Source organism: Candidatus Thermoplasmatota archaeon, assembly GCA_035540375.1.
Taxonomy (GTDB): Archaea; Thermoplasmatota; SW-10-69-26; order JACQPN01; family JAJPHT01; genus DATLGO01.
In genome coordinates this window covers 1-13,652 of the sequence record DATLGO010000045.1, presented here as the reverse complement: position 1 = coordinate 13,652, position 13,652 = coordinate 1, and the positions used below count along the sequence as shown (strand labels likewise).

15 protein-coding genes are annotated in these 13,652 nt (G+C 70.5%); 7 read left to right on the top strand and 8 right to left on the bottom strand.

Features of this window, described 5'->3' with window-relative positions:
- Positions 1–60: 60 nt before the first annotated feature.
- Positions 61–528 (top strand): protein-tyrosine phosphatase family protein, encoded by a 468-nt coding sequence (locus VM889_04915; protein ID HVL47877.1) that lies wholly within the window; start codon positions 61–63, stop codon positions 526–528.
- A gap of 3 nt (positions 529–531) precedes the next feature.
- Here the strand turns inward: VM889_04915 and VM889_04910 are convergent, their stop codons facing one another.
- Entirely contained in the window at positions 532–1,389 is an 858-nt protein-coding gene (locus tag VM889_04910; protein HVL47876.1) for a hypothetical protein, read from the bottom strand.
- An 82-nt stretch (positions 1,390–1,471) separates the two neighbouring features.
- A complete protein-coding gene (locus tag VM889_04905) occupies positions 1,472–2,257 on the bottom strand; it encodes an HAD family hydrolase (protein ID HVL47875.1) in 786 nt (261 codons plus the stop codon).
- Positions 2,258–2,391: 134 nt separating this feature from the next.
- Between VM889_04905 and VM889_04900 the strand changes: the two genes are divergently transcribed.
- Together VM889_04900 and VM889_04895 are read left to right on the top strand one after the other, a co-directional pair.
- On the top strand, positions 2,392–2,727 hold the full coding sequence (locus VM889_04900; protein HVL47874.1) for a hypothetical protein: 336 nt from the start codon (positions 2,392–2,394) through the stop codon (positions 2,725–2,727).
- Positions 2,728–2,765: 38 nt separating this feature from the next.
- Positions 2,766–3,380 (top strand): hypothetical protein, encoded by a 615-nt coding sequence (locus tag VM889_04895; protein HVL47873.1) that lies wholly within the window; start codon positions 2,766–2,768, stop codon positions 3,378–3,380.
- Positions 3,381–3,739: 359 nt separating this feature from the next.
- On the opposite strand, the gene glnA is transcribed toward VM889_04895, so the two are convergent.
- Positions 3,740–5,083 (bottom strand): type I glutamate--ammonia ligase, encoded by a 1,344-nt coding sequence (glnA, locus tag VM889_04890; protein HVL47872.1) that lies wholly within the window; start codon positions 5,081–5,083, stop codon positions 3,740–3,742.
- Positions 5,084–5,254: 171 nt separating this feature from the next.
- Between glnA and VM889_04885 the strand changes: the two genes are divergently transcribed.
- From VM889_04885 to VM889_04875, 3 genes are all read left to right on the top strand, one after another.
- Positions 5,255–5,725, top strand: a complete 471-nt coding sequence (locus VM889_04885; GenBank protein ID HVL47871.1) for an Lrp/AsnC family transcriptional regulator — start codon at positions 5,255–5,257, stop codon at positions 5,723–5,725.
- A gap of 134 nt (positions 5,726–5,859) precedes the next feature.
- The gene (locus VM889_04880) at positions 5,860–6,762 is read left to right on the top strand and encodes a thiamine-phosphate synthase family protein (protein HVL47870.1); all 903 of its coding nucleotides are present in this window, start codon (positions 5,860–5,862) and stop codon (positions 6,760–6,762) included.
- A gap of 111 nt (positions 6,763–6,873) precedes the next feature.
- Positions 6,874–8,229, top strand: coding sequence for a hemolysin family protein (locus tag VM889_04875; GenBank protein HVL47869.1), 1,356 nt, complete (start codon positions 6,874–6,876; stop codon positions 8,227–8,229).
- A gap of 105 nt (positions 8,230–8,334) precedes the next feature.
- Here the strand turns inward: VM889_04875 and VM889_04870 are convergent, their stop codons facing one another.
- The 4 genes from VM889_04870 to VM889_04855 all read right to left on the bottom strand — a co-directional run bounded on the left by VM889_04870 (position 8,335) and on the right by VM889_04855 (position 12,076).
- Positions 8,335–8,754 carry a helix-turn-helix domain-containing protein gene (locus tag VM889_04870; GenBank protein HVL47868.1) on the bottom strand — a complete coding sequence of 140 codons (420 nt, stop codon included), beginning with the start codon at positions 8,752–8,754 and terminating at the stop codon, positions 8,335–8,337.
- A gap of 21 nt (positions 8,755–8,775) precedes the next feature.
- Entirely contained in the window at positions 8,776–9,921 is a 1,146-nt protein-coding gene (locus VM889_04865) for a hypothetical protein (protein HVL47867.1), read from the bottom strand.
- A 107-nt stretch (positions 9,922–10,028) separates the two neighbouring features.
- Positions 10,029–11,318: a hypothetical protein gene (locus VM889_04860; GenBank protein ID HVL47866.1), complete on the bottom strand. Its 1,290-nt coding sequence runs from the start codon at positions 11,316–11,318 to the stop codon at positions 10,029–10,031.
- 38 nt (positions 11,319–11,356) lie between these two features.
- Positions 11,357–12,076: an MBL fold metallo-hydrolase gene (locus VM889_04855; GenBank protein ID HVL47865.1), complete on the bottom strand. Its 720-nt coding sequence runs from the start codon at positions 12,074–12,076 to the stop codon at positions 11,357–11,359.
- Between the two features lie 51 nt (positions 12,077–12,127).
- Between VM889_04855 and VM889_04850 the strand changes: the two genes are divergently transcribed.
- Positions 12,128–13,138: a TRM11 family methyltransferase gene (locus VM889_04850; GenBank protein ID HVL47864.1), complete on the top strand. Its 1,011-nt coding sequence runs from the start codon at positions 12,128–12,130 to the stop codon at positions 13,136–13,138.
- Here VM889_04850 and VM889_04845 read toward each other — a convergent pair.
- A partial coding sequence (locus VM889_04845; protein HVL47863.1) for a DUF2269 family protein occupies positions 13,139–13,652 on the bottom strand: 514 nt, incomplete at its 5' end.

Below are 13,652 nucleotides of genomic sequence, written 5' to 3'. Positions count from 1 at the left end.
GATTTCACAGACCGCCCGGTCACATGCGGCTCATGATATAGGAGGGCCCTCGCCCCTCCGATGTGGTTCGACGACCTCGGCGGCCTCGTGCACGTCGAGGGCAACCTCTGGCGGTCGCCGATCCCCCAGACGCGCGCGCACGTTGAGGCCTACCGGCGCGCGGGCATCCGGCGCGTCGTGAGCCTCGAGGAGGAGGTCGACCCCGCGCTCGTCGCGGGCGCGGGGCTCGCGTGGTCCCCGCACTTCTGGACCGACAACGCGCCTCCCACGCGCCCGCAGATGGCGCGCCTCGTGGACGAGCTCGCGACGCTCGGCGACGCGCCCGTCGTCGTGCACTGCAAGGCCGGCTGGGGCCGCACAGGCACAGCCGTCGCGTGCGCGCTCGTCGAGCGCGGGTGGAGCGCAAGCGACGCGCTCCTGCACTTCTGGCGGCGCGTGCGCGGGAGCGAGTCGCTCATGCGCCGCACCGGGCAGATGGAGTTCGTGCACGGGTGGGCCGCCGCGAAGCGGGGGCGCGGGCTCCTCTGAGCCTCAAGTGTCGAGCGGCACGCCCGCGAAGACGCCGATGACGCTGTCGGCGCCGTGCTCGGCCTTGGCGCCCGTCTCGGTCGTGACCCATCGCGGGATCTCGAGCGACCACGCGCCGGGCATCGCCGCGGCGCGCCAGGCGAAGGCGACGTTCGGGCGCTGGATGTGCACCTTCTGGGCGTTCGGGGCGTAGAGGTCCACCGTGTGGTCCGCGTCGCGCGCGCGGCGGACGTGCGTCAGGAAGAACGCGGGATCCTCGGCGACGTGGGCGGCCTCGCAGCCGATGAGCGCCTGCGCGGCGAGTTCGCTGCGCGAGGCGAGGCGCGCGTTCGCGTCGCACGTCATCGTCTCAGGGCCCATGAACTGGGTGGCGCCCGTGTCCACGATCTCCATCGGATGGCCCGGGATCGCGTAGGAACCGGTCGCGCGGCCGCTTTCGGACTCGGTCATGACGACGACGGACCAGTTCCCGGGCCAGAGGAGCAGCCCCACGGAGGCTCCTCCCGCTGAGCACGGGGTCGCGGCATTGAGCGCGGAAGCCGACGACGTGGGCCCGGATTGGACGTCGAGCTCGCCCCCGGTCACGGCCGCGCCGAGGTGGAGGCGCGGAGGATACGCGCCCTCCTTCCAGAGGAACACCGCGGTGATGGCCCGCTCGGATCCGAGGCCCGGCGCCGGCGTATCGAAGACGAGCATGTCGTCGACGAGCGACCCGTCGTCGACGACGAACCGGGCGCGCGTCCACGTTCCCGAGGGCGCGCTCACGGAGCCTTCGGGCGGCGCGCACTCCTCGACCGGCGCGGCGAGGACCACGGTCGGGACCACGAGCGCGAGAGCGACGAAGAAGAACCGGCGGACCATCTGCGGCCTCGCGCCGCGACCACCGATCGTATGCGAAAGGGTTCTGGATCGGAACTTTGACAGCAGGACGCCTCAGGCACGCTTAGCGAAGGAGCTTCGCGAGAGTCCCGTAGTCCGCCGCGACATGATCGGGTTTCCAGGTCTCGCCGCCCGAAAGGTTCGAGGGCGACGGACCCGGTCGCGGGTTCCAGACCTGGTGCGCGGCCGCGGCGGCAGGGCCCGCAAGCGTCGCGCCCGTGAAGTGGACGGTTGTGTAGCCGATCCGCTTGGCGGGCATGTCGTTCTCGAGGCTGTCGCCCACCATCACGCACGCGCGCGGATCGACCGCGGCGCGCTTCGCGGCCGCTTCGAAGATGCTCGGGTCGGGCTTGTCGGCGCCGAACTCGCCGGAAATGAGCACGAGGTCGTCCTCGAACGCGGACGCGAGCTCCATCGCGAGCAGCTTGTCGCGTTGGATGGGGGAGGGACCGTTCGAGATGATCCCGACGACGAAGCGGCGCTGAAGGGCTTCGATCGTGGCGCGCGCGCCGGGGAACATCGAGGAACGGATCTCCGCGTGGCGTTCGCGACCCCACGCGACGGCGAGCTTGCCCGCGAGCGTCTCGTCGCGCGGCAGCCGCTCCTGCTCGAAGAACCGCAGCCATGTCGCGCGGCGGTACGCGATGAGGTCGGCCCGGATGAGGCCGAGGCGGACCTCCTGCGGGATGGACGCGTTCGCGTTCCAGTAGCGCACCTCGAGGTCGGGGATTGCGTAGCGGGAGAGCGCGCCGGGAAACTCGCGCGCGAGGCGGCCGAGGGTCTTGCGGACGGACCCCTCGAAATCGTAGAGCGTGTTGTCGATGTCGAAGAACACGGCTTCGGCGCGCAACGCCCCCCGGAGCGGACGGCCTCGCACAAAGGGTTTGCGGGATGGGCGGGGCCGGCCCACCCTCGAGGACGGTGGCGGCGAGCGGGCGGCAGGACCCGAAGGCTTGATGGAGGGAAGCGGCTTTGGCCCGGCCCATGCGCGCGCTCCCGCTCGTCCTCCTCGTCCCGACGACGGCGGGGTCCCGCGTCGCGTCGCGCGCCTTCGCCGAAGGCCACGACGCCGTGCTCGCGGCCCTCGTGACCGCGGCCGCCGGGCTGAAGCGGGTCGAGATCGTGGAGGAGCGGCCCCAGGAGGGGCGCGTCGCGATCCGCTCGCGGCCGCTCCTTTTCGGGTCGCCCGCGACCGCGTGGGCGCACGTCTTCGAGATCGAGACGGGCGAGACGCAGCTGGACGTCGGCGGCGACGCCGCCCTCGCGGAAAGGCTCCTCGCGGCGACCGCGGAGGCGCTTTCCGCGGCCCGGCGCGCATGAAGGCGTAAATAAGGGGAAGCGCCGTTCCGAGGCCGTCCATGGCGAGCGGAATCCTGGTCGCGGCCCTCGTGATCTTCCACCTCGCCCTCTTCGTGTCGTTCTTCCTCTACGCGAAGGAGCGGCGCAACGAGGCGCGTGTCGTGCTCGCGTTCTCCCTTTCGGCCCTCGCGGTCGTCGCGTGGGACCTCGCGCGCGACCCGGCGCCGGAGCGCTTCGCGGGCCTCACGCGCGGCGTCGCCATCATGTTCCTCGGCCTCTGGGCCGGCGCGGGCCTCCTCTACGGCCGCCTCGCCGGAGATCCGGACCCGGGCCCGATGCTCGGTTGGCTTGCGAAGCGCGGCCCGTACTGGACCGTCGCGGGCCCCGTCGGAACGCTCGTCTTCAGCTTCGCCGCCATCCTGCTCGGCGCCCTCGGAACGCCGATGCTCGCGGGTCCCGCCGCGACGATCGCGACGTTCGCGGGCGCCGCCCTCGCGGCCGGCGCCTTGTGGCTCGCGTTCGTCGACGCGCGGCCCGCGGCCCAGCGCGTGCTTCGCGCCGCGAAGCCGGACGAGCGCTCGGAAGCCGCGCACCGCGCTGCGCGCGCGTCGTGGATCGGCCTCGCGATCGGTCTTGCCGCCGTCCTCGCCCTCATCGCGAGCGGCGCGTCATAGAGCGAACGCGGCGGGGAATCATACGTTCATCTCGCACCCTGCGAGCGAAGCGGCCGCCGCGGTGATGTCGAGAAAAGGAAAAGCAGACCCGCGAGTCGGGGGCCGCGCGGGTGATGAACCCAAACGCCGAGATCCGGGGGGGCCGTCAACCCGAGGCGCGCGTTCGAGAGCACCGCGGGTTTGGGAGGGGTCCAGGGGCGGCAGCCCCTGGCGCTGGGGGAGGAGTCCAGAGGAGGGGCGCGCGAAGCGCCCCTCCTCTGGCACGAAGTGACATGAGCCGAGGGCCGCGCCGCAGCGCGGCCCTCGGTGTGAAACTCATGTCACGGAGTGCACCGCTGAAGGCCCCGAACTCAACTGTTCTAGGTCTTCGGCAGGTACTTCGCGAGCTCCCACGGGTGGACGCGGAGGCGGAACTCGTCCCACTCCTTGTTCTTCACGTGGACGAACTGGTCGAAGATGTGCTCGCCGAGGACGTCGCGCACGATCTTCGAGTTCTCGAACTTGTCGAGCGCCTCGCGGAGGCTGCCGGGGAGCGACCCGACGCCGTTCTTCTTCCTCTCGGCCGGCGTCATGTGGTAGATGTCCTGCTCGACGGGGTCGGGGGGCGTGAGCTTGTTCTTCACGCCCTCCATGCCGGCCGCGAGCATGACGGCCGTCTGGAGGTACGGGTTGCCGGCGGGGTCGGGGCAGCGGAGCTCGAGGCGCGTGCCCTTGCCGCGGGCGGCGGGGACGCGGATGAGCGCGCTGCGGTTCTTGTTGGCCCACGCGATGTAGCAGGGGGCCTCGTAACCGGGAACCAGGCGCTTGTACGAGTTGACCGTGGAGTTGAGGACCGCGGTGATCTCGGGGACGTACGTGAGGAGGCCGCCGAGGTAGTTGTACGCGGTGCCCGAGAGGCCGAAGCGGCCGTTCTCGTCGTAGAACGCGTTCTTGCCGTCCTTCCAGAGCGACTGGTGGACGTGCATGCCCGAGCCATTCACGCCGAAGATCGGCTTCGCCATGAAGCTCGCGTGGAGGCCGTGGCGCTGCGCGACAACCTTCGTGACCCACTTGAGGGTGAGGATGCGGTCGGCGGAGACGAGACCGTCGCCGTAGTTGAAGTCGATCTCGTGCTGACCGGGCGCGACCTCGTGGTGCGCGGCTTCGATGTTGAAGCCCATCTGCTCGAGGTAGAGCACCGTCTCCTTGCGGACGTCCTCGCCGTAGTCGCTCACGCCGACGTCGAAGTAGCCGCCCGCGTCGTGGGGCGTGACGTCGGGCGTGCCGTCGGGGCCGCGCTTGAACAGGAAGAACTCGCACTCGGGGCCCGTGTAGAACGAGTAGCCCGCCTCGGCGGCCTTCTTCATCGCGCGCTGCAGGACGTAGCGGGGGTCGCCCTCGTAGCGGCGGCCGTCCGGGAGGTACACGTCGCAGATGAGGCGCGCGGCCCGGCCGTCGACGCTCGTCCAGGGGAGGACGTTCCACGTCGCGGGGTCCGGCTTGAGGATCATGTCCGACTCGTGGATCTCGGCGAAGCCGGCGATCGACGAGGCGTCGAACTGGACGCCGTGCTCGAGGACCTCTTCGAGGCGCTCGACGGGCAGCTCGACGTTCTTGGGCGTGCCGTTGATGTCGCTGAAGACCAGACGCACGAACTTCACGTTCGCGGCCTTCGCAGCCTTCAGGACCTCGGCGGGGGTCGGAGTCGTCGTATTGGAAGCCATGGTCCCACGTTCCCGTCGCCCCCAGGCGCCACCGGTGGTTAAGCCAACCGGCTAGCGGCGACCGTGCGGGAGCAACGACGCCTGAGGGGTGGTGATCGTATATCTTCTTTTTCTCAATGTTTCCGGTCGATTGACCGAAAGCGCTTTCTTCGCGTGCGCAATTGCACGGATGTGCCCGAAAGCGCGCGCAAGAGTTACGTTCCCGACGACGTCGACCGACGCATCCTGAAGGCGTTGAACGAGAACGCGCGCAAAAGCTTCCGCGACATCGCGCGGGAGCTGAGCCTCGCGCTCTCCACCGTCTCGAACCGCGTGAAGCGGCTCGAGGACGAAGGCATCATCCGCGGCTACGTGCCGCTCGTGGACGCGACGCGGCTCGGTTTCGACCTCCACGTCATCGTCGGCGTCAAGATCGCGCACGGCAAGCTCATCGAGGTCCAGCAGAAAATCGGCAAGAATCCCCGCGTCTTCGCCGTGTACGACGTGACGGGCGAGTGGGACTCCGTCATCATCGCGCGTTTCCGCGATCGCGAGGACCTCAACGATTTCATCAAGGATCTGCTCTCGATGCCGCACGTCGAGCGCACAACGACGCAGCTCGTCCTGAACACGATGAAGGAGGAGCGCCGCGTCGGCGTCTGAGGCGCGAGCGGAGCGGTCGTCGGCCCGGCGCGGGCCCGCGTGCGCCAGGCTTCCGGACGCGCGCCGCCCCGCTCGGGGCCCGCCGAAGCCTCCGGAACCCTTATTCCCCAACCCGGTGCTGAACCGGGTGTTCAATGCGCTTCCCCGAGGAGATCGTCGCGTCCCACTTCGTCCCCACCGTCCGCGCGCTCCTCGCCCGCGCGCTCGAGGCGCGCGGGATGAACCAGACCGAGATCGCCCAGCACCTCGGCGTTTCGCAGACGGCCGTGAGCAAATACCTCCTTGCCCGCGTGGCGATCGAGCCCACGTTCGCGGGAGACCCGCGCCTGAAGGACGCGGTCGAACGGGTCGCGGCCGGCTTCGCGGAGAGCCGCCTTGCGCCGATCGAGGCCCTCGCGGTCTTCGCGGACGTCGTCCGCGCCTTCGAGAACCGGGGCCCCATCTGCGCGCTGCACGAGGAGGCCATGCCGGCGCTCAAGGGCCTCGGGTGCGATCTCTGCGTGCGTCCCCCGGGGGGCCATCTCCTCGAGGAGCAATCCGTTCTCGCCGACGTGCGCGAGGCCGTCCGGACCCTCGAGGCGGCGCCGGGGTTCGCGGCCGCGATCCCGCACGTGGGCTCCAACGTCGCCATGACCCTCGCGCGGGCCCGAGACGCGGCCGACGTGGCCGCGGTGCCGGGCGGCCTCTTCGAGATGCGCGGGCGCGTGCGCTCCGCGGCGCCGCCCGAGTTCGGGGCCTCGAAGCACGTCTCCGAGATATTGCTTGCGATCCGCCGCGCGGACCCGGCCCGGCGGGCGTGCGTGAACCTCGCGACGACCGACGCGTTCCTCGAGGCGGCGCGCGGCGCAGGCCTCACGACGAGGGAGATCCCCGCGACGGTGGATCGGGCCCCCGCGCGGCTCGCGGACCTCCTGGGGGGCCGGCCCGTTCCGGACGTCCTCTACCACCGGGGCGACTTCGGCATCGAGCCGATAACCTACATGGTGGGCCCATCGGCCTCGGGCCTCGCCCATACCCTTGCCCGCCTCCTCGCCTGATCCGACGACCCGGGCCGCAGGGCTCCAGGGGAGCGGCGGCGCGACTCCCCCGGGGGTCCCCGAAGGCAAAGGCTTTCCCGGAATGCCGTTCTTGCGATCTCCAAGGCCTCCATGCCGACACCCCCCCTTGCAATCGCCCAGCTGGACGCCGTCAACGTCGGCGGGCTGCTCCCGGACGCCGCGATCTTCGCGGCCCTCGTGCTTCTCCACGCCATCCTCGCCGCGAGCGAGGGAGCCCTCATCGGTTTCTCGAAGATCCGCCGACGCCAACTCGTCGAGGAGGAGCACCCGCGCATCGGCGCGGTCGAGAAGCTTCTCGAGAAGCCGAGCCGCTTCGTGCTCGCGGTCATCGCCGCGAAGACGCTCCTCGTGATCGCCGCGACGGCGGTCGCCACCGTGGCCGCCTTCGGCGCGGTCGGAACCTGGGGTGAGATCCTCGTCATCATCGTGGCCGGCGTCGTCTTCGTCGCCGCGGGCGAAGTCCTTCCGAAGGCCTTCGCCGTGCGGTACGCCGAGCGCCTGAGCCTCCTTGCCGCCCCGGCCATGCGCGTCCTCGTCGACCTTCTCGCGGCGCCCGTGTGGCTCTTCGAGCGCGTCTCGAGGGCCGCGTTCCGCGCGACGGGCACGGACCCGGACGAGGGCGAATCGCGTTTCCGGTCGGAGGAGGAGCTCAAGACGCTCATCACGCTCGGAACGGAGGAGGGCATCCTCGAGGAGGAAGAGGAGGAAATGATCCACTCCGTGATCGAGTTCGGCGACATCACGGCGCGCGAGGTCATGGTCCCGCGCCCCGACATGGTCGCCGTTCCCGGCGACGCCACGCTCGACCACGTGCGGATGTTCGTGCTCGATTCCGGCTATTCCCGATTGCCCGTCTACCAGGGCAGCGTCGACAACGTCGTCGGCATCGTCATCGTGAAGGAGATTCTCCTCGCCCTCCTCGAAGGCAAGGGAAGCAAGCTCCACGTGCGCGATCTCATGAAGGAAGCGTACTTCGTCCCCGAGACGAAGAAGCTCGACGACCTGCTCTCCGAGCTGCGCGAGCGCCGCGTCCACATGGCGATCGTCATCGACGAGTTCGGCGGCACGGCCGGTCTCGTGACCCTCGAGGACGTCCTCGAGGAGATTGTCGGCGACATCTTCGACGAGACGGATCTCCGGCGCGAGCCGATCAGCGTGCTCGACGAGTCGACGGCCGTCGTGGAAGGGCGGACGCACGTGGCCGACGTGAACGAGAAGCTCGGCCTCTCGATTCCGGAGGACGAGCCGTACGAGACCGTCGCGGGCTACGTCTCCATCAAGCTCGGCCGCCTCGCGAAGGAAGGCGAAGCGATCGAGGGCGAAGGGTTCACCATGACGGTCGAGAAGGTCGTGAACCGACGCATCGTTCGCGTCCGCATCGTCAAACGCCCTGCGTCGCCAGCGATGACGATGGGCGAGCAGGAGCCCGAAGCGGGCGAGCCTTGACGGCCCGCCCGGTGATGCGTGAGAACCGCGCCGCCGGCATCGCCGACGGACCGGCCGCGTCGCGGCCGGGGCGCCAACCTCGCGGGTCGCTTCGACGAGACGCGCTCAGTTGCCGTGCGCCGCGACCGGCGAATCGCCCGTGACGGGGACGGGGATCCGCTCGATCGCGCCGAGAAGCGCTTGGGCCCGGACGATGCGCGCCTCGAGGTACGGTCGAAGAGGCTTCGCCGCGTACTCGAGCGGATCGTCCGAAAGGCGCTCGACGAGGCCGACGGCTTCGAGGTCGACGAGCACGTGGTAGAGCTTGTTGCGGGGGATGCCGCTGATGCGGGCGAGCGGCATGACCTTCGAGCGTTTGAGGCGCAGGAGCGTGACGTACGCTTTCGACGCGTAGCCGGTGAGACCATTTTCCTTGAGCGCGGACAGGAGTTGGGGTTCGTCCAGGATGATCGACCTCGGGCCGCTGAGACCCTCGCGGTGTCGCCTGGTAAGCCCGCAAGGACGTGAATCCTTGCGGAACGTCACTGCGGACCCGTCTGGTACCTGTCAGCCCGCGCGAAGGCGGCGCGCCTCGGCCTTCGGCAGCACGCCCTCGGGCGGCTCGTCGCTCTCGACCCGGGTCGCCCAAGCCTGGAGCTTCACGACGCCTTCGAAGGCTCCGGCGGGAAGGTCGATCGCGACGCGGAAGGCCCACGTGGACTGGTTGGTATAGGGGGAATCCGTCATTCGCGGAATGACCTCGATGCGGTACGCGCGCCAGTCGTCGCCCGAGGCGAAGGGCTTCGGCGCGCCCGACGTGTTCGCATTGTCCTCGGCATACGAGAGCGCGAGAGGTTTCGCGCTTGCGGGCGAGGCGCCGGACCACGACAATCGCGCGTAGACGTATTTCGTCCCCGCGGGGACGACGTCGCCATCGACCACCCTAAACTCGGCGAGATGCTTCTGCAGACCGCTCTCGCCGGCGACAGCGTAGCCGCGGTCGCCGACCTTCGCCCCCGAGACTTCAAGCGAACGGTCGACGACGGGGAGCGTTTTGCTCCCGTTCCAATGGTCGAGATGCGGAGGATCGATGAAGATCGGGCGGCCGATCCACGCTTCGACCTTCATGCGCACCGTCCCGTTCGCGATGGCGAGACCGCCCGCGCGATCGGGTTCGCCCGTCAGGTGGAACGTCCAGACGCTGCGGCCGCGGTGCGGGATGTCCGTCATCGCGTCCCACACGAAGATGGACGTCGTGTTCCCGGGCTTCACGGGGCCGACGCTCGTGAAGTTCTCCGCGTTCGCGGGACGATACGACAGATTGAGACGCGCGGGCAGCGAGCCGCCGGCGCTCCAGTTGATCGTGACGAGGATCGCTCCGGTTTCGGGCGGAACGATCTTGCCATGCTCGAGACCGACGAAGACCTCCCCCGCGCGCACGCCCGTCGCGTCGCGCTTCGGCGGCGTGAGCGGGATGGAGACGGGGCCGTCGAGAAGCGTGATGTTGGGAGTCGAGCCCCAGTAGTTGTGGAAGTGCCACCGCTCCTCCGGCGGCGGGCGCGTCGGTACGACGGGCGCCGTCGGCGTGGACGGCGTCGTCTGCGGCTTCACGTCCTCGATGGGCCTGCCGGCCGCGGGCGACTTCGCGCCGAGACAGCCCGCGCTCGCGACGGCGGCGGCGAGCAGCACGACGACGACGAGCGCGCGGGACATGTTCAAGGGCTCAACCGAAGGCGTCGGTATTTGAGCCTTGTTGACGAGGCGACGACGGGAGGCTTGAACCTTCCCGGGAGGCCGCGCAAGGTCCATGGGCAGACCCGTCAAGACCGGCGCGCGCCCGAGGCGTCGAGGAAATCGCGGAGGGTCCTCTGCGTCGCGGTCTCTTGGAGGAGCTTCGCCTCGCGCGGCCAATCGCGGCACCGGGAACGGCGCAGGACGTGCGCGACCGCGGCCGGCACCTCCCCGAACGCGAGCGGCTTCGATTCCATCGCGAGCCGGACCCCCTCGCGGATCACCCAAACGCCGAGCGGAGCCCAGTAATCCTCCGTGATCTCGCGATACACGAAGCCGGCGGCCTGCCGCGCGCGATCGCGCAAGTGCTCGAGGATCGAAAGCCGCGCGGCGTAGTACGCGCCCGTGATGTTCGATGCGTAGGCGGTCCGTCCGGAGTGCCCCTCGCGGTCGACGGCCGTGTCGAATCCGCGGCCCGTCGCCCACGCCTCGATCATCTCGTAGCTCCAGGCGCGCGGAAGAAGGATGACGTGGAAGTGGTTTCCGTGGAGGGACGCGGCGCGGTACTCGATCCCGCCGATCGTCTCCATCGTTTTCACCGATTCGATGAGCTCCTTGCCCAGGAGATCATCCGTCGCGGTGATGCTCCATCGCGTCGGGACGAGCCTGCGCCGCGCGGCCTCCCCGAGGAGCCCGACCGAGAGCACGCGGCTGATGTGGTAAGGGCTCACGCCCGCGTCGTACATCTCCCAGGCGACGTCCGAAGCCGTCGCGTGGACGTCGCCCACCGCGGCGTCGACCCGGCGCGGAACCTTCGGGCTCGCCGTGAGGCGCGCCCTCACCACGTCGACGCTAGGACCCATCGGCGTCGCGATGCCGTCGACGCGCGGCGAGAGGTCGAGCGCCCGCGGCTTCGCGAGCGTCACCTCCGTGTCGACCGGCGATTCGGACATCGCGAGCTCGCGCGCCACGTCAAGCGCGCGCGAGGCATCGCGCGGCGCGTCGACCGCGACGACCGATTTCGAGCGGACGAGCCGCGCGCGCATCGCGAGCGTCGCCGCGATGTCGAGGTCAAGCCAGTCGCGGGGCGTCGCCGACAGGCGCGGATCGAGCTCCGGCGAAGGGGGCAGGAGCGGACCGACCGCGACGTTCGGATAACCATGCCGCCCCACGAAGACCGCGGGGGGCGACGGCCCCTGGAGATCCCGGGCGCCCGGCGGCATGGCCGACGCGAGGCCCGCCACGCGCCCGACGAGCGGACAGGCGGGAATGCTGCAAAGCGGCGCGCTCCCGCGCAAGGCCTCCTTGCCGACGACCGCGCGGAGCTCCAAAAGCGTGCGCCCGCATCGGCTGCAGGGGTCCGCAAGGCCCGTCGCCACGATTGGCGATGCCCCGCGCGCGGCATAAGGCTCGCGAGCTAGATCTCGTAGGTCCGCCCGGTTTCCGCGAGGAGGGCGGAGGGCGCGGCTTCGAGATAGGCCGCGCGCGGCACCTCGTGGAAGCGGTGGCTGAGAAGGAGAGCCCCCGACCGCGCATCGCGCGCGAGGTCGGCGGCGGAGCGCGCCGTCAGATGGCGACGGGCGTGATCGGATCCCGACTCGACCGACGGCAGGAGCGTGTGCGCGAGGAGGACATCGGCGTCGCGGGCGAGGCGGCCGAGCGCGGCGCACCGGGCGGTATCGGAGGCGTACACGAGCGACCGGCGGTCGCCCTCGACGCGGGTCGCAAAAGAAGGGACCCCGTGTTCGGTGGCCGCGAACTTGAGGAGCAGGCTCCCGGCTTCGAGGGCCAATTCCGCCCCCGCGGCTGCCTCGAAAACGGGCCCCGGCGCATCGAACGCCCCCCGGAATTCGAACGCCCGCGCGTAGCGGTCGAGCGCTTCGCGGCCGCCCGGCGGAACCACGAGCGTCGTCCCCGCGCGGAGGCACTTCATGAGCGGCGCGAGGTCGATCACGTGATCGTAGTGGAAGTGCGAGATCACGACCGCATCAAGAGTTTCCGGTTCCGGCACGCGCGCGAGCGTTCCGTGGCCGCAATCGAGGAGAACGCGCCGGCCCGCGGCCTCGACGAGGTAGGCCGAACCCTCGGCCTGCGGCGCGAGGTAGCGGTCCGCGTTCCCGAGGACGGTCAGCCGCACGCGGCGTGATCGGCGCGGCGGGTTTTAAGGTCGACGAGACGCTCGGGCCGCGTGCGCCTCGTCCTGGAGCTCTCCGGCGAGCACCCCGAACTCGCCCGAGCCGAGGCGCTCGCGATCCTCGACGTGCTTGGAGGCGGGACCGAAGCTGAACGCGACGCGCTCGCGATCCTCGTCGACGTCGCCGACGACCTCGACGCGAAGGCCATCGCCGATCGCGCCGGGCTCCTCCACGCGGTGAGCGCGCACTGGTACACGGCCGCGGCGACGCCGCGCGCGATCCTGCCCCCGCTCGCCCAGGTGAACCTCGAGGGGGCGCGCTTCGCGGTGCGCGGGACGCGCATGCTCGGCCTCCACCCCGAACTGCCGCTTGAGGACACCGCTCGCTCCGCGGGCGCCGTTCTCGCCGAGACGGGCGTCGTGGATCTCGGATCGCCCGACGTCGAGGTGCGCATCGTCCTCGGCGAACACGCCCACGTCGGCGCGCTCGTGAAGCGCGTCGACCGCAAGCCCTTCGACGCGCGCGCGGTGAGGCACCGTCCCTTCTTCTCGCCCGTCTCGCTGCATCCGAGGCACGTCCGCGCGCTCGTGAACCTCGCGCGCGTGAAGCCGGGAGACCTCGTGTACGACCCCTTCTCCGGCACGGGCGGCATGCTCCTCGAAGCCGCGCTCGTGGGAGCGCGCATCGTCGCGAGCGACGTCGACGCGAGGATGGTCGAAGGCACGCGGATCACGCTCGCCCATTTCGGCCTCGCTGCCGACGCGACGTACGTCGCGGCCGACGTGGGGCGCATGCGCGAAGTCGCGCCGCGGGTCGACGCCATCGTCACCGACCCGCCCTTCGGCCGCGCGGCGAGCCTGCAGCGAGAGCCCATCGAAGATTTGTACGAACGCTTCTTCGCGGGCGCCGCGGACGTGCTCGCGCCGGGCGGCCGCGTCGCGGCCACGTACCCGAGCGAAGCGCTTGCGCGCGTCGGGGAGCGCCACCTCGATTTGGAACTCCTGCACCCGTGGCGCGTGCACAAGAGCCTCACGCGCTGGTTCGCGGTCCACCGGAAGGCGTGATCACGACCCGGGTCGCCACACCATGAGAATGGCCGAGACGAGCGTCGCGAGGACGATGAGGGCGACGAGCAGGAGCCACGTCGCGCTCGACGCGATGTACTCCGGGGTCGGCTCGCGCGCGTCGGATGCGACGGCGCCGTCCGCGATGTCCGCGAGCTTGACGCCGACCGGCTTCACCGCGAAGTACCAGAGCGCGACGATGCCGAACAGGATGAAGAGGCCGTAGAGCGCGAACGGCGCCTCCGCGATCGCGCCGCCGTAGTACCCGAGCGGCCGCACGATGACGTAGCCCGTCACGAAGAGGACGAGCGCCGTGGGGAGCACGAAGGCCCGATCCGCCCGCAGGAGGCGGTCCGACGTCGCGGCGATGACCCGCAGGTCGCGCGCGCGGTCCGTGGAGACCTTCCAGTACGCCGCGAACACCCAGTAGCCGAGGAAGAGCGACGCCGCGATGACGTGGATCGACTTCAGGACGAGATAGGCCGCCGTGGTGGGGTCCACGGGGGGCGAAGGG